Consider the following 14757-nt stretch of genomic DNA (forward strand, 5'->3'; position numbering starts at 1 on the left):
TTGGCGGGACGTACCGCGTGCAAGACCCGTAAATGATGCGGGCCTCGTCAGCGATACGGTATTCACCTCATTATGGCACCAGCGACAGACCGATACGGAACTGGGATTCGTTGCGCTGGTTATAGCCCAACAAGGTTTCGCCGTAGCCGTTGAAGTATTGCAGGTGCAGATAGCCGTTCATATTCAGCCACGTCCGTTTCAGCGGCCAGGCAAAATCCAGCTGGGTCGTGCGGTGACGGCTCGCGCCCTGGCGATACATCGCGGATATCACTGCGCCGTTGTCTTGCGCCCAACGCAGATTCCAGTCTACGTGTCCCGCATAGTCGCTATAGTCGGCGTTCTCGTCCTCTACCGCAAAATAGGCCTTGATCCTGGGCGCGAAAGTCAGCGTGCTGCCGCTGTCGAAACGGTAGTTGATCGCCGGTTGGACATAGAAATCGTTCAACGAGCGCGAGTCTTCGCCGTCCTTGCCGTTGGACATGTGTTCGACACCAGTATTCAGGCCCAGGCGCCAATTCTGGTTGCTGGAGTTCCACATATTGTCGTTCAGCCAGAACACGCTGGGATTGAACGTGGTGTCGATGAAGGGCATGGAATCGCCTTCCAGATCCCATAGCGAGCGTTGCGTATAGCCGATGTAGAAGTTCTCTCCGAACGTCGGCGCGCGGCCGCTGGGCGGATTGAACAGGCGATATTTGGCACTGATCTGAAAGCGCGCCGTCGTCCCGCCACGGGTACCGACATCGAAATAAATCGGCTCGTACTCCGAGAGCGCGCCACGGAACGCATCGAATGCGGATGGTTTGTTCTCCACTCGCGCCAGTGCAGCCTGGTCAGGTGCCGGGCCCGCATCGGGTTGTGCGCCAGCAGCCGAGACGGCAGCTGCTGGTACCGGCTGGCCCGTGCCTGCATCGACCACCGGGCTGTTTGCCGGCGTGCTGGCCAGCGTACCCGATTCCCGGCCCGAGACGTCCAACGCCATCATGGCGGGTTCGCCCTCGATGGACAGCGCCTGCAGGCCTCGAGACTGTTGCGGCACCACCGTCGTCCACGACATGCGTGCAAAATTGTTGACCGGGATGTTCATTGCCGCCTGCGGGCTGGCCAGTGTTGCTATGCTGCGCACGATATTGCCGTCCGTTCCCCGCCACTGTACGACCAGTTGGGTGGGGGGACGCCAGTGCGTCGCCGCTGTACCGTCATTGAAGAGGACAGCTTGAATCTGTACCGTTTCGCCCGGCGCCGCCGATGGCCGCTCCAGTTGGTATGTAATCCCGGCTACCGCAGGCATCGCCGTGGCGAGCATCGCGGTTAAAACCAGGGGGCGCAACGCGCCAGAAAACGAGGAAACCGTATCCGAAAGCATAATCAGGCAGAGATAAGACGACGAGGCAATGTAGCATCGTCACGTTTCGGCGCCAGGATGCTACTGCAACGGCATGTAAAATTTAATGATTGTGTCGTATGTCTAAGGGTATCAGGCGCAGATCGCGGGATATTTTCACCGATTCCGATGAGTTTTACATTCTGCGGACTCAGGCCGGTCGCCGCGAGACGGTACAATTGCCGCGCGTTATCATACGCACTGCCTCGATACCCGCCCTTAGCTCAGTTGGATAGAGCACTCGCCTTCTAAGCGAGCGGTCACACGTTCGAATCGTGTAGGGCGGGCCAGATTCATCTGGCCTGACATATCCGCCGACAGCATTGCTGCGCACCAGGCAACACCATGCGTCCTTTCGCATGGCTACCGCCTCAATAGCGCCCGCCCTACGATCTCCTCGCAGTATCAACGTACGTGATCGGTGGATTGGGCCAGGGCCTCCTCGTCGATCACATCCCATTGAAAATGACGAGGATCGATCTCATGTCTCACAACACCGAAAGCAAAGAACCCTCATCCCGCCGCAATATTCTGATCGGCGGTGCGACCGCCATGGGGACCTTATTGGCGGCGGGTATGTCCCAGTCTGCCGTGGCCAAGACGAGTTCCGCACCTGGGGCGGCGCAGGGCCGCGCGGCCGTATCCAGCTCGACCATCGTGACCAAGGACGGCACCCAGCTCTACTACAAGGATTGGGGCGACGGCCAGCCTATCGTTTTCAGCCACGGATGGCCGCTGAATTCCGATAGCTGGGAATCGCAGATGCTGTTCCTGTCTGAGCTGGGATACCGCACCGTCGCGCACGACCGGCGCGGGCATGGCCGTTCCAGTCAGCCGTGGAATGGCAACGACATGAATACCTATGCCGATGATCTCGCGACGGTCATCGAAACCCTGGATCTGAAAAACGCCATCCTGGTCGGATTTTCTACCGGTGGCGGCGAGGTCGCCCGTTATATCGGCCGTCATGGCACCAAGCGTGTTGCAAAGGTCGTCCTGGTATCGGCTGTGACGCCTTTTATGCTGAAAACGCCCAGCAATCCGAGTGGAACGCCTATCGAGGTCTTTGACGGCGTTCGTGCTGCTCAACTCGCCAACCGGTCACAACTGTATCGTGACTTTCCGGTGCAGTTCTATGGATTCAATCGCCCGGGGGCGAAGGTCTCGCAAGCGCTGGTCGATCTGTGGTGGATGCAAGGCATGCTGGGTGGACACAAGAACACCTATGACTCGATCAAGGCGTTCTCAGAGACCGACATGAGGGAAGACCTCAAGAAATTCGACGTACCGACATTGGTCATTCACGGCGACGATGATCAAATCGTACCGATCGACGCCGCGGGCAGGGCATCTGCGAAACTGATCAAGAATGCCAAATTGATTGAGTATCCGGGCGCGCCTCACGGGTTGACTGATACGCACAAAGATAAATTCAATGCGGATCTGCTGGCGTTTATTCGTAGTTAAGCTGTTCGAAGTGGTCTCGCCGTTCTTGCAACGCTTTCATCACCCGGCAATGCTTCTCGAATAGCGCAGAGGCATGGCCGCGAAGGCGTTCAATACGTACGGATGGTGCCATGAAAAAACGAGCCGCTATCATCAGTCTCGATGATAGCGGCTCGGGAGCCTGCAGTGCGAGTTCGGGATCAGCCCTTCAGCGAGACCAGCACTTCATCCAGCATTTTTTTGGCATCGCCAAACAACATGCGGTTGTTTTCTTTGTAGAACAACGGATTGTCCACACCCGCATATCCCGATGCCATCGACCGTTTCATCACGATCGAGGTCTTGGCTTTCCAGACCTCGAGCACCGGCATGCCGGCAATGGGGCTGGTGGGGTCTTCGGCGGCGCTGGGGTTGACGATGTCGTTGGCGCCGATGACGATGGCGACGTCCGTATCGGGGAAATCTTCGTTGATTTCATCCATCTCCATCACGATGTCATAGGGCACCTTCGCCTCGGCCAGCAGCACATTCATGTGGCCTGGCATACGGCCTGCCACCGGGTGAATCGCAAAGCGGACGTCCACGCCTTTTTCGCGCAGCGTCTTGGTGATCTCGTACACCGTGTGCTGAGCCTGGGCCACCGCCATACCGTAACCCGGCACAATGATGACGCTTTTGGCATCGCGCAGCATCTCGGAGGTCTCGGCGGCGCTGACGGGCACGACTTCGCCTTGCGGTTCTGCTGTATCGCTTTTCTTGGCGGGCGTACCGCTGCCCGAGCCAAAACCGCCCGCAATGACGCTGATGAAGTTGCGGTTCATGGCCGTGCACATGATGTACGACAGAATTGCGCCTGAGGATCCAACCAATGCGCCCGTTACGATCAGCAGATCGTTGCTCAGCATGAATCCGGTGGCGGCCGCCGCCCAGCCGGAGTAGCTGTTGAGCATGGAGACGACGACGGGCATATCCGCGCCACCGATCGCCATGACCATATGTATGCCGAACAGCAGGGCAATCACCGTCATCACGATCAACGGCAGCATGCCGGCATTGACGTCAGGCGCCGCCAGAAACTCGCGGCCGAACCAGATCACGACCAGCAGGGCAATCAGGTTGAGCCAGTGGCGCGCAGGCAGCAGCAGTGGCTTGCCACCGATGCGGCCTGCCAGTTTGCCAAACGCGATCAGCGAGCCCGAGAACGTGACCGCACCGATCAGAATACCGATGTAGATTTCCACCTCGTGGATGATTTTCTCCGCACCTTCGTATTTCATGGTGGGGTCGATATAGCTGGCAAATCCGACAATGCAGGCCGCCAGACCCACCAGACTATGCATGAGCGCCACCAGCTCAGGCATCTGGGTCATTTTGACGACCTTGGCGGCATAAAGACCGATGCCGCCGCCGACGACCAGCGCAATGACAATCCATGCGATGCCCGAAGAACTGACGCTGGGGCCGAACACGGTCGCCAATACGGCCAGCGCCATGCCTATCATGCCGAACAGATTGCCGCGACGTGAAGTTTCAGGATTCGAAAGGCCACTCAAACTCAAGATAAAGAGAATGGCGGCACCGAGATAGGCCACCGTGGCGAGACTTTGGGACATGATGATGTCTTTCCTTTATTTATTTTTCTTATTTACGGAACATGGCGAGCATGCGACGGGTGACGGCAAAGCCGCCAAACATATTGACCGCCGTGAGCACGAGCGCAGCAAAGGCCAGCCAGTGAATCAGCGCGTCGGGCCTATCGTTCAGGCCCGCCGTCGGCGGCGCAATCTGCACTAGCGCGCCGATGGCAATGATGCTGGAAATGGCGTTGGTCACGCTCATCAGCGGTGTGTGCAGTGCCGGGGTCACATTCCACACCACCATGTATCCGATGAAGCACGCCAGTACGAATACCGTAAAGTGCCCCAGGAAGGCTGCCGGCGCATAGGCGCCGATGAACCAGAAGGCCACTGCGGCGACGGCAAAAATGATCGCCAGTGTTTTGGCTGGCAATGGACCGCTGCTCCCATGGCCATGGGCACTTTTCTTTTCGGCAACAGGGGCTGCCGGTTTTGCAGCGGCGGCAGGAGGCGTCGCAGGCTTGAGCGGCGGAGCGGGCCAGGTAATGGCGCCGTCCTTGATGACCGTCAGGCCCCGGATCGCATCGTCCTCCATATTGATCACGGCATGCCCGTCCTTGGCCTTGCACAGTTCCTCGGTCAGGCGCAGCAGGTTGGTGGCGTACAGCGTGGACGACTGTTTGGCCAGGCGCGAGGCCAGGTCGGTGTAGCCGATGATCGTGACGCCATGGCGCACGACGGCTTCGCCGGGTACGGTCAGCTCGCAATTGCCGCCTTGCTCTGCAGCCATGTCGACGATGACGCTGCCCGGCTTCATCGATTGCACCATTTCGGCGGTGATGAGCTTGGGTGCCGGCTTGCCGGGGATCAGGGCCGTGGTGATGATGATGTCCGCGTCTTTTGCTTGCTGCGCGTACATCTGGCGCTGTGCGGCCTGAAAGCCTTCGCTCATGACCTTGGCATAGCCGCCACCGCCGCTGCCTTCTTCTTCGTAATCGACCTTGACGAATTCGCCGCCCAGGGATTTGACCTGATCGGCGACTTCGGCGCGGGTATCGTTGGCGCGTACGATGGCGCCCAGGCTGGCCGCCGTCCCGATGGCCGCCAGGCCTGCCACGCCGGCGCCCGCGATGAAGACTTTGGCGGGCGGTACTTTGCCTGCCGCGGTGATCTGTCCGTTGAAATAGCGCCCGAATGCATTGGCCGCCTCGATGACGGCCCGATAGCCACTGACGCCGGCCGTGGACGTGAGGGCATCCATTTTCTGGGCGCGCGACAGCGTGCGCGGCAGGCAGTCGATGGCCAGCACGGTGGCTTTTTTCGCGGCGAGTTGCTGCATCAGGTCCGGGTTTTGGGCGGGCCAGATGAAACCAATCAGGATCCCGCCTTCGCGCATCAGGGAGACTTCTTCGGTGCTGGGCGGACGTGTTTTGAGGACGATGTCGGATTCTGCCCAGAGTGCCGCAGCGCCCTGGACGATTTCTGCACCGGCAGCCGAATAGGACTCATCGCTGAAGTTGGCCGCTTCGCCGGCGCCCGCCTCGACTGCCACCTGGAAACCCAGTTTGACGAGCTTTTCTACCACCTCGGGTACCGTGGCGACGCGCTTTTCGCCAGGAAATATCTCGCGGGGTACGCCGATTCGCTGCGGCGATGAGATGGGGTCTGACTGCATCAAATGCCTCCCTTTTTATGGATACGGTTTCTTGCTTTCCGTATTCATATCATGGATCTGCTGAATAGGGGGCTTCGACCTATAGTTCGCAGGGGCATAATGGCCCTCAAGCAGAGTAAGTCAGGTTACGCGCCGCGATGGTCCGTAAATCCGTCGTCCGGGCCTCAATGGTTCGTGTGCCCCTTCGATGGGGGCTACTTTGATGAGGGGGCGCGAGGACGATAATTTCGGCTATTGGCGATCAATGAACACTGCACTGGTTTGACGGCCTCGACACTCAATCCGCCCATGAGCAAAAGTAGTACCGCCAATAATCGTTTTATGCTCAGACGGGGTAAGCGGCCGGTGGGATGGCTGGCGGGATACGGTCGTTTCATCGCGTTGCTCCTGAACGGTTACGTGTCGGTTATATCGACTCAGGAAAAACGCTGTGTGTCGTACTGTATGTGGCGCGGCAGCGTATACAGACGCTTTAAAAAATACCGTACGTATTACAAATACGGCGAAGCCAGCCAGATAATCTTGTTGCGCAGCCGCTTGATAAATGGCTGTCCATAGAGGTCGTCGAGAGTGACTTGCCGGGCACCTGCGATGTACGCGTCCACGCGATTGCCGATCCACTGTGCCAGGTTGTGATCGTAGACTTCCGTGTCGAGTTCGAAATTCAGCCGCAGGCTGCGCGGGTCCATGTTCGACGAACCGATATACGACCAGGCGCCGTCGACTGTCATCAGCTTGGAATGATCGAACGAGCCCGATGAGCGCCATACACGGCATCCCGTGCGGATGATCTGGTCCAGCTGGGCTGTCATGGCATAGTTGACCAAGCGCAGGTTGTTGCGCCCCGGAATCACGACATCTACGGTAATGCCGCGCCGTGCCGCGGTTGCCAGCGCCAGGATCAGCGGTTGATCAGGCAGGAAATAAGGCGATTGAATGCGGATGTGGTGCTGTGCGACGGCGAGGGCGCCCAACAGCATATTGCGCGTGCTGACGACGGCGCGATCGGGGCCGGAAGGAACACAGCGCAGCGGTACCGTGCCGGCCGGCGTCGAGGCCGGGGCAGGAAACCACGGCTCACCTTCAAGCATCTCCTGGGTAGTGAAAGTCCAGTCGTGTGCAAACACCGACATGAGTTGCGTGACGACCGGACCCGCCAATTGAAAGTGGACGTCTTTGTTGGTTTGATCACCGGATAAGGCGGTGACAAATGCCGCGCGCACATTCATGCCGCCGGTAAAGCCCAGGTTGCCGTCGACAACCAGAATTTTGCGGTGGCTGCGCAGATTGGCATACGGCATGCGCAGCACGCCCAGCGGGTTGGTCATGAACAGCGCGGCGCGCACGCCCGCGCGGTGCAGCATGCGCACGATGGGCGGACGGGAATACTTGCTGCCGATCGCGTCGATCAGGACGCGGACCTGCACACCGCGCTCGTGCGCCTCGATCAGCGCTTGCGCCATTTCCCGGCCGATCGCGTCGCTGTCAAAAATATAGCTCTGCATGGCGATGCAATGACGCGCCTGGCGGATGGCCTGCATCATGGCAGGGTAAGCTTCGTCGCCTCCGGAGAGCGGCGTGACGGAATTGTTGCCTACGACCGGGAAATGGCTGATCTGGTCACCGAGTGTCCTGAGCGACGCAAATTGGCTGGCCGAGTAGGGCACCACATCGTCGATGGGGGTCTGCTCGTAGCTGGCGTAGGGCAATGGCGTTTCGTCACGCTGCTGTGAAACGCGCGTGTGACGGATGCGGTTTACCCCGGCGACAAAATAAAACAGAGCACCAAACAGAGGAGAAAACAGGGCCACCCCGACCCACCCAATTGCCGCCCGGACATCCTGTTTGGTCATGGCGGCATGGACGGCCGCACCCGTGCCGGCCACTACGCTGATGCCGAATACTAAATGGGGCCAGTATTCATGTAAAAGGTCGTCGAAGCGATCCATATGCAGCTCTGAATAACTCTCGCGGGAGGGTCATGCCTGATATACGGCAGGTGCGTCAGGATACCAAGTTGTAGCCGTTAGCTCGCATTTCGTCGTGGGGGAGCAACAAGTGGACTTCGACGCCGCGTTTGCAAATGAGCCTTTTCGTTTTTGTCGGCAGCTCGAACATGAAAAAAGCCCTCGTTCCAATGGAAATCAAGGGCTTGAATATCTCTGCAAGTGCGATGGGGTGGCTGATGGGGCTCGAACCCACGACAACTGGAATCACAATCCAGGACTCTACCAACTGAGCTACAGCCACCGCTGAGTACTGCGAAGAGGCCGAACTATAGCATAGAAAAAATCGACAGCGCAAATGCGGGTGGTTCAGGCGTCGTGCGGTCGATAAGGCGGGGAACCCGCACGGCACGTTGGACTGTTGGATGCGCTACGCATCACTAGGATGTGGACGATTCCTCAGTCCGTTACAAAACTTATCAGGCTTGTCATGATATGCGAGGTATGCTGCCCTTTAGAGAGGGCCTACGAGTGCATCCAAATAATTTTGTTTACAAAGGATATCGGTTGACGGCGAAAGTCACCCGGGGTGTCCAAGACAGCAAGGCAAACGCGTCGGGGTCACCCGTCTTTACCGCTTCGGTATTCGTGGTTCAGGCTGACTCCGTACAGGAGTCGGGTGACGAATATGAAGTCCCCAGCTTTGCCGAAGGGAATTTTGTATTTAGTCCGCGCGAAGCCGTGCACCAGGCGATCAGCCATGGGTGCGCGATTGTCGATGCCCTGACAGGGGTGACGGGATAGGCGCGCCCGGCCCATCCTGTCGCGTCAATTAGCGAAGATCTCCGACCAACTGCGAGCTTTGCCCAGTGGTCTGACAATCGCGGACTGTTCCAGAATCGATACCGCTTTGTTGAATTCCTCGGCGGCTGCGCCATCCTCGAGGATGACCAGGCGGCTGTTATCCGCATCGGCCATTTTGACGTCCGACATTTTGCCGTGCGTCTGATAGACCTGTGTCCAATCGATTTTTTTGCCAGCTTTGAGGGCAATCGGCTCGATGTAGGTAAGCGAGGCGCCAGCGCTGCTGCGCACAGCATAGGCGAATTCGGCCGTATGGCCGCTGCTGGCGCGCGCTTTTGCGCTTTGGACCAACCGTTCGGCGCCCACGGCCTCGGCCAGCGTGCGGCCGACTTCGGCGCGAAAACGCAAGCGGCTGAATTTGGGCATCCATTGACTGCACTGAAAGGTCAGGGCGGTCGTCAATTTGATTGCATCCCACAGCGCGTCCTGCAATTGGGATTGCGGGCCCGCGGCCGTGATGGCGCCGCTATGGTCGAAATGCGCCAGGCTGAGGCCAGGGGTTTGATTCAACTGGTCCAGCCGTTTGGGTGTGAGCTCGACGCCATAGGTGGCGGCATGCATGGCGGCTTCGCCCGCGTCGGTCAAGAAGAACGAATCGTCGTCGGGATGGGCGATGTAGAACGTGGCATGCTGGCCGTCCAGGCCCATGGCGACGGGCGTGATGGCGCGTACAGCGCGTTCTCCGGCGGGCACGACCGTCCAGCCGGCCGGGGGCAGAAATGCGGTCATATTCAGATGAGCAGTTCGATCTGACGGCCTTTGAGCGGGTGGGCAAAGCCGCCCGCCAGCGTCAGATTGGCGCGTTGCAGAAAATAAGGGATCAGGGTGGCAATGTCGTTCAGCGCAGGGATGACGGGCTCGGCATAGCCTTCTCCCTCGTGATGCCAGAGATGCTGGTGGGTACGCTGATCGAGCACGTGTCTATAGAGCGGCAGGTCCGTGCCAGCCAGATTTGTGTGGTACGCATCGTTGGTATCAATACCCAGCACGCGATGCGGTCCGATGAACAGGCTGGCCGAACAGGCTTCTGCCAAGGTAATGATGGCTTGCCCGTGCACGGCAGTGCGCGCCGGGCGATAGAGCGTACGAAAAATGATGTCGTCGCGTGTCTCGCCGCGCAGACGGCAGGACGAGACGAATTCTACCCATTGGGCTTGTCCGGGCGCAGGGCGGGGAACCCAGGTCACCGCTTTGGCGGTTTCCTTGGGCTCTGCCAGGATTTCGCGGACTTCTGCCGGGGTAATGAGAGGGGCTTGCGTAGTGGCCATGCGCCGTTCGGGGCTGTTGTCGTTCAGCGGGTGCGCCAGTGGGCACCCGAAAGGGCCGTAATATTACAAGATCATGGCGTTGTCGGCAGGCCGCAACCGTTTGACAGGCCGTCATGCGGTGCTGTCTACCATTTGGCGAGCCGGCATGGTAGACAGCCTGGGCGATCTATCCGCTGTGCGGATTTGCCCGGATATTCAATGCAGGGCGATCAAAGGCTTTTCGCGGAGAACGTGTCGCATTGGCGCAGGTCACCGCTGTCCAGGCCGCGCTTGAACCATTGCACACGCTGGGCGGAAGATCCATGCGTAAAGGCATCAGGGACGACGTAGCCCTGGCTTTTCTTCTGCAGCGTATCGTCGCCAATAGCGGTGGCCGCGTTCAGACCTTCTTCGATGTCGCCGCTTTCCAGGATATTGCGAGCCTGGTCGGCACGGCGCGCCCACAGACCGGCGAAGCAGTCTGCCTGCAGTTCCATGCGGATCGACAGGGCGTTGGCCTGGCCGGGGTTACGCTGGCGCAACTGATCGACCTGATCGGAAATGCCGAGCAAGTGCTGGACATGGTGGCCGACTTCGTGAGCGATGACGTAGGCCTGGGCAAAATCCCCCGGCGCGTTCAGTTGGCGCTCCATTTCGTCAAAGAAACTCAGATCGATATAGACCTTGCTGTCCGCGGGGCAATAAAACGGCCCCATGGCGGATTGCCCGGTACCGCAGGCGGTCGGCGTAGCGCCGCGGAACAGGACCATCTTGGGCGGGACATACTGCCGATTGAGGTTTTCCTGGAAAATCGTGCTCCAGACGTCTTCGGTCTCGCCCAGGACTTTGGACACGAAGCGCGTCTGCGGATCGTCGGCCGGCGGCTGGGTCGAGGTTTGCTGTTGTTGTACCGGCGCAGTGCCATCGGCCATTTGCAGCACGACCGAGGGGTCCACGCCGAAATAGATCGCCACTAAAGCCAGTACGATGGTGCCTATACCGATCGACCCCCGGCGTCCGCCGAACCGCGGGCCGCTTGAGCGTCGATCTTCGATATTTTGACTTTCCCGCGAGTCATCCATGCGCATCTTGTTTCTCCTGAGCAAGCGCTAAGGATGCTAGGATAAACCCATGGCTCTCTTTTTCTCCATTCATCCTGACAATCCGCAACCGCGTTTGCTCAAACAGGCCGCGCAATGGCTGAGCGATGGCGGCTTGGTGGCGGTGCCTACCGACTCCAGTTATGCCGTGGTGGCCCATCTTGACGACAAGGCGGCCGCTGATGCGTTGCGCCGGTTGCGCGGATTGGACGAACGTCACCATTTGACACTCTTGTGTCGCGATCTGGCCGAGATCGGCCAATTCGCGCGGGTCGATAATCGCCAATACCGTTTGCTGAAGGCCGCGACGCCGGGGCCCTGGACCTTTATTCTCGAGGCGACCCGCGAGGTACCGCGCCGGGTATCTCACCCGTCTCGCAAGACCATCGGGATCCGGGTGCCTCAGCACGCGGTGACATTGGCGCTGCTCGAACAGGTGGGGGCGCCGTTGCTGTCAACGACGCTGATCCCCAAGGATGAAGACGAGGCGCTCAACGACGCCGAGGATATCCGCGATCGCTATGCCCACGATCTGGCGGCTATCATCGATGCCGGTGCTTGCCCGCAATCTCCCACTACCGTTATTGATTTGACCGGCGACGAGCCGGCCGTGCTGCGACGTGGCCGGGGTGATCCCGCCACGTTGGGTTTGGTCTGATATTAAAAAGATAACTCCGGCGCCTCATGTCCGACATTATTCAAGCCATCGCGATCTACGCGATCCCCGTTATTTTCGCGATCACTCTGCACGAGGCGGCCCACGGTTATGTGGCTCGCATGTTCGGGGACCCCACTGCCGAGCAGGCGGGGCGCATCACGCTCAACCCTGTGCGCCACATCGATCCCGTCGGCACCATACTGGTTCCCGTGGCGATCTTGCTGATGTCCAAATTGATGGGCGGGCCGGGCATGCTGTTCGGTTGGGCCAAACCCGTTCCGGTGGACTTCGGACGTCTGCGCCGCCCGAAGCAGGACATGTTGTGGGTGGCCTTGGCAGGGCCAGCCGCCAATCTCGTCATGGCCATTCTGTGGGTCATCTCGATGCGCCTGTTCCTGGCTGCCGGTATCGAAGAGGGCTATTGGTACCAGGTTGGTATGGCGGGTATTAACGTCAATTTGGTCCTAATGGCGCTCAATTTGCTGCCTATTCTGCCTCTGGACGGTGGTCGCGTCGTATTCAGCCTGTTGCCTAATCGGCTGGCCTGGCAATATTCCCGGATCGAGCCCTATGGCTTGCTGATCGTGCTGGTATTGCTGGCGACCGATGTATTGTGGACCTTGATGCGGCCCTTTATGGAATTGGGCTCAACCATCGTTACGTGGTTCTTGTAATTGCCAATATTCCGGTAAACTCGACGGTTCGACTGACCTGTTTCTCGCCCGGTGCATGTTGCGCCGGGTTCGGAGCCCATTTTCATGGCATCCCCCGATTCCGCAACGATTACTTTTCAGGGCAGCATGGTGGCGTTGGTAACGCCCATGCAGCCTGATGGCAGCCTGGATTATCCGGCTTATCGATCTTTGATCGACTGGCACGTCGCCGAAGGCACCGACGCCCTGGTGGTGGTCGGTACAACGGGCGAGTCTCCCACGGTGTCCATGGACGAGCATGCCGAGCTCATCCGCGTGGCGGTAGAGCACGCGGCGGGGCGTATTCCTGTGATCGCGGGCGTCGGCGCCAACTCGACCGACGAGGCGATCCATCTGACGCGTCACGCCAAGCGCGTGGGCGCGCAGGCTGGCCTGTCCGTGGTGCCTTACTACAATAAACCTTCCCAGGAAGGCCTCTATCAGCATTTCCGCGCCGTTGCTGAGGCGGTGGATTTGCCGACGGTCTTGTACAACGTGCCGGGCCGTACGGTCGCTGACATGAGCAACGAAACCGTGCTGCGTCTGGCCCAAGTCCCGGGCATCATCGGTATCAAGGACGCGACCGGCGATATCGGCCGCGGGGCGTTGTTGTTGCGCGAAGCCCCCGCAGATTTTCAGGTGTTCAGCGGCGATGATCCTACCGCAGCCGCACTTATTCTGTTGGGTGCTCGAGGCAATATTTCGGTGACAGCCAATGTCGCACCACGGCTCATGCGTGAGCTTTGTGCTGCGGCCTTGGCCGGTGACGTTCCAAAAGTGCGTGAACTAAACTCGCGACTGGCTCGTCTTAACAAGGCCTTGTTTGTCGAGGCTAATCCCATTCCTGTGAAATGGGCGCTTGCCCAGATGGGCCGTACGTCGTTGGGTTACCGGTTACCGCTGGTTGAGCTCGGCGCGCAGCATCACGATACGGTCCGTCGCACACTCCAGGAAACGGGTCTGCTCTAATTTAAGTGAGGATGCGTATGAACCAACGTCATGCCGCTGCGTCGGCATTGATGGCTCTGGCATTGCTGGCGGGTTGCAGCGATGTGAATGAATTTCTGGGCGGCGAAGAGTCGATCGATTACAAAAGCACAAAACGTGGCGAACCGCTGAGCATCCCTCCGGATCTGACTCAGGCATCGAACGATCCACGTTATCGTGCTCCTGCATCGGGCAGCACCACGTTCTCGCAATATCAAGAGCAGGGCCAGCAAGTCGCTTCTACGACAGCACAGACCAGTAATGTGCTGCCCGAGCGTAGCGACATGCGTGTCGAGCGTGATGGCGATTTGCGTTGGCTGGTGGTCGATTTGCCTCCTGAGCAAGTCTTTCCCAAAGTGGTCGATTTCTGGACAGATACTGGCTTTACGATTGCGAACAACAATCCCAAGGCCGGTTTGATCGACACGAACTGGGCCGAGAACCGTGCCAAGATCCCCGAGAGCTGGCTGCGCCAGGCGTTGGGTTCCGTTCTGGATTCGGTGTGGGATAGCGGCGAGCGCGAGAAATTCCGTACGCGTGTCGAGCGCGTCAATGGGCGTACCGAGATCTATATCTCGCACCAGCAGATGTTCGAAAAGCGCGTGGGCTCCGATGACTCTCAAGTGCAATGGGAACACGGCAAAGAAGACCCCGGTCTGAACGCCGCCATGCTGGCGCGCCTGATGGTGTATCTAGGCACGGACGTCGACAGCGCTCGCAAGCTGGTTGCTCAGGCCGAGGCTTCGCCGCAGTCGCCGAAGGTCCAGCAGGACGTGCGCGCCGATGGCGCCATGCTGGTGGTCGACGAGTCCTTTGACCGCGCATGGCGTCGTGTTGGCGTAGCGCTGGATTCGGGTGGCTTTGCGGTGGATGATCGTGATCGTTCCGCTGGCGAGTATTTCGTGCGCTATGTGGATACGGATACGGGCGCCCAGCAAAGCGAGCCGGGTTTCTTCAGCCGGATGTTCTCGGGTGACAAACAAACCCAGGCGGCGCAATACCGCATCCATCTGACCGAAGTCGGTGGTCAGACGCAGGTGACGGTGCTCAACGCCAGCGGCCAACGTGACAATAGTGCCACGGCGCAGCGTCTGTTGGGCGTGCTGAAGGACAAAATGGTCTGATGCTCGAGCAGGGGGGCCACTGTCAATGGCCCAGCCCCNAAGTAAAAANNCCCCCCC

At 59.3% G+C, this 14757-nt stretch carries 13 protein-coding genes and 2 tRNA genes; 7 read left to right on the forward strand and 8 right to left on the reverse strand.

Annotation, left to right across the window (positions count from 1 at the left end):
* Nucleotides 1–70: 70 nt before the first annotated feature.
* Nucleotides 71–1306: a phospholipase A gene (locus tag ACNA0I_RS20570; protein ID WP_415807890.1), complete on the reverse strand. Its 1236-nt coding sequence runs from the start codon at nt 1304–1306 to the stop codon at nt 71–73.
* Nucleotides 1307–1597: 291 nt separating this feature from the next.
* On the opposite strand from ACNA0I_RS20570, the gene ACNA0I_RS20575 reads away from it, so the two are divergent.
* Nucleotides 1598–1674, forward strand: a tRNA-Arg gene (locus tag ACNA0I_RS20575).
* 193 nt (nt 1675–1867) lie between these two features.
* Entirely contained in the window at nt 1868–2851 is a 984-nt protein-coding gene (locus ACNA0I_RS20580) for an alpha/beta fold hydrolase (protein WP_415807891.1), read from the forward strand.
* A gap of 179 nt (nt 2852–3030) precedes the next feature.
* Here ACNA0I_RS20580 and pntB read toward each other — a convergent pair whose 3' ends face one another.
* The 4 genes from pntB to ACNA0I_RS20600 all read right to left on the reverse strand — a co-directional run bounded on the left by pntB (nt 3031) and on the right by ACNA0I_RS20600 (nt 8332).
* On the reverse strand, nt 3031–4443 hold the full coding sequence (gene pntB / locus ACNA0I_RS20585; protein ID WP_415807892.1) for a Re/Si-specific NAD(P)(+) transhydrogenase subunit beta: 1413 nt from the start codon (nt 4441–4443) through the stop codon (nt 3031–3033).
* 28 nt (nt 4444–4471) lie between these two features.
* The gene (locus tag ACNA0I_RS20590; protein ID WP_415807893.1) at nt 4472–6082 is read right to left on the reverse strand and encodes a Re/Si-specific NAD(P)(+) transhydrogenase subunit alpha; all 1611 of its coding nucleotides are present in this window, start codon (nt 6080–6082) and stop codon (nt 4472–4474) included.
* A 491-nt stretch (nt 6083–6573) separates the two neighbouring features.
* Nucleotides 6574–8031, reverse strand: a complete 1458-nt coding sequence (locus ACNA0I_RS20595) for a phospholipase D-like domain-containing protein (protein ID WP_415807894.1) — start codon at nt 8029–8031, stop codon at nt 6574–6576.
* A gap of 225 nt (nt 8032–8256) precedes the next feature.
* Nucleotides 8257–8332, reverse strand: a tRNA-His gene (locus tag ACNA0I_RS20600).
* 227 nt (nt 8333–8559) lie between these two features.
* Between ACNA0I_RS20600 and ACNA0I_RS20605 the strand changes: the two genes are divergently transcribed.
* Entirely contained in the window at nt 8560–8832 is a 273-nt protein-coding gene (locus ACNA0I_RS20605; protein WP_415807927.1) for a hypothetical protein, read from the forward strand.
* Nucleotides 8833–8856: 24 nt separating this feature from the next.
* Here the strand turns inward: ACNA0I_RS20605 and ACNA0I_RS20610 are convergent, their stop codons facing one another.
* The 3 genes from ACNA0I_RS20610 to ypfJ all read right to left on the reverse strand — a co-directional run bounded on the left by ACNA0I_RS20610 (nt 8857) and on the right by ypfJ (nt 11227).
* Nucleotides 8857–9621, reverse strand: a complete 765-nt coding sequence (locus tag ACNA0I_RS20610; protein WP_415807895.1) for a DUF1828 domain-containing protein — start codon at nt 9619–9621, stop codon at nt 8857–8859.
* 2 nt (nt 9622–9623) lie between these two features.
* Complete coding sequence (locus tag ACNA0I_RS20615; RefSeq protein ID WP_415807896.1) at nt 9624–10160, reverse strand: hypothetical protein; 537 nt, start codon at nt 10158–10160, stop codon at nt 9624–9626.
* Between the two features lie 209 nt (nt 10161–10369).
* Nucleotides 10370–11227, reverse strand: coding sequence for a KPN_02809 family neutral zinc metallopeptidase (ypfJ, locus tag ACNA0I_RS20620; protein WP_415807897.1), 858 nt, complete (start codon nt 11225–11227; stop codon nt 10370–10372).
* 43 nt (nt 11228–11270) lie between these two features.
* On the opposite strand from ypfJ, the gene ACNA0I_RS20625 reads away from it, so the two are divergent.
* From ACNA0I_RS20625 to bamC, 4 genes are all read left to right on the forward strand, one after another.
* Complete coding sequence (locus ACNA0I_RS20625; protein ID WP_415807898.1) at nt 11271–11897, forward strand: L-threonylcarbamoyladenylate synthase; 627 nt, start codon at nt 11271–11273, stop codon at nt 11895–11897.
* Between the two features lie 26 nt (nt 11898–11923).
* Complete coding sequence (locus tag ACNA0I_RS20630) at nt 11924–12571, forward strand: site-2 protease family protein (protein WP_415807899.1); 648 nt, start codon at nt 11924–11926, stop codon at nt 12569–12571.
* Nucleotides 12572–12655: 84 nt separating this feature from the next.
* Nucleotides 12656–13558, forward strand: coding sequence for a 4-hydroxy-tetrahydrodipicolinate synthase (gene dapA, locus ACNA0I_RS20635; RefSeq protein ID WP_415807900.1), 903 nt, complete (start codon nt 12656–12658; stop codon nt 13556–13558).
* An 11-nt stretch (nt 13559–13569) separates the two neighbouring features.
* Nucleotides 13570–14700, forward strand: coding sequence for an outer membrane protein assembly factor BamC (gene bamC / locus ACNA0I_RS20640; RefSeq protein ID WP_415807901.1), 1131 nt, complete (start codon nt 13570–13572; stop codon nt 14698–14700).
* Nucleotides 14701–14757: the final 57 nt, after the last annotated feature.

Source organism: Bordetella muralis, assembly GCF_965139205.1.
Taxonomy (GTDB): Bacteria; Pseudomonadota; Gammaproteobacteria; order Burkholderiales; family Burkholderiaceae_B; genus Bordetella_A; species Bordetella_A muralis.

Excerpts from the sequence above, each read along its gene's own strand:
- ACNA0I_RS20570 (WP_415807890.1), bottom strand. The coding sequence starts at position 1,306 with ATGCTCGCCACGGCGATGCCTGCGGTAGCCGGGATTACATACCAACTG.
- ACNA0I_RS20595 (WP_415807894.1), bottom strand. The coding sequence starts at position 8,031 with ATGGATCGCTTCGACGACCTTTTACATGAATACTGGCCCCATTTAGTA.
- ACNA0I_RS20610 (WP_415807895.1), bottom strand. The coding sequence starts at position 9,621 with ATGACCGCATTTCTGCCCCCGGCCGGCTGGACGGTCGTGCCCGCCGGA.
- pntB (WP_415807892.1), bottom strand. The coding sequence starts at position 4,443 with ATGTCCCAAAGTCTCGCCACGGTGGCCTATCTCGGTGCCGCCATTCTC.
- ACNA0I_RS20625 (WP_415807898.1), top strand. The coding sequence starts at position 11,271 with ATGGCTCTCTTTTTCTCCATTCATCCTGACAATCCGCAACCGCGTTTG.
- dapA (WP_415807900.1), top strand. The coding sequence starts at position 12,656 with ATGGCATCCCCCGATTCCGCAACGATTACTTTTCAGGGCAGCATGGTG.
- ACNA0I_RS20615 (WP_415807896.1), bottom strand. The coding sequence starts at position 10,160 with ATGGCCACTACGCAAGCCCCTCTCATTACCCCGGCAGAAGTCCGCGAA.
- bamC (WP_415807901.1), top strand. The coding sequence starts at position 13,570 with ATGCGTATGAACCAACGTCATGCCGCTGCGTCGGCATTGATGGCTCTG.
- ypfJ (WP_415807897.1), bottom strand. The coding sequence starts at position 11,227 with ATGCGCATGGATGACTCGCGGGAAAGTCAAAATATCGAAGATCGACGC.
- ACNA0I_RS20590 (WP_415807893.1), bottom strand. The coding sequence starts at position 6,082 with ATGCAGTCAGACCCCATCTCATCGCCGCAGCGAATCGGCGTACCCCGC.
- ACNA0I_RS20580 (WP_415807891.1), top strand. The coding sequence starts at position 1,868 with ATGTCTCACAACACCGAAAGCAAAGAACCCTCATCCCGCCGCAATATT.
- ACNA0I_RS20630 (WP_415807899.1), top strand. The coding sequence starts at position 11,924 with ATGTCCGACATTATTCAAGCCATCGCGATCTACGCGATCCCCGTTATT.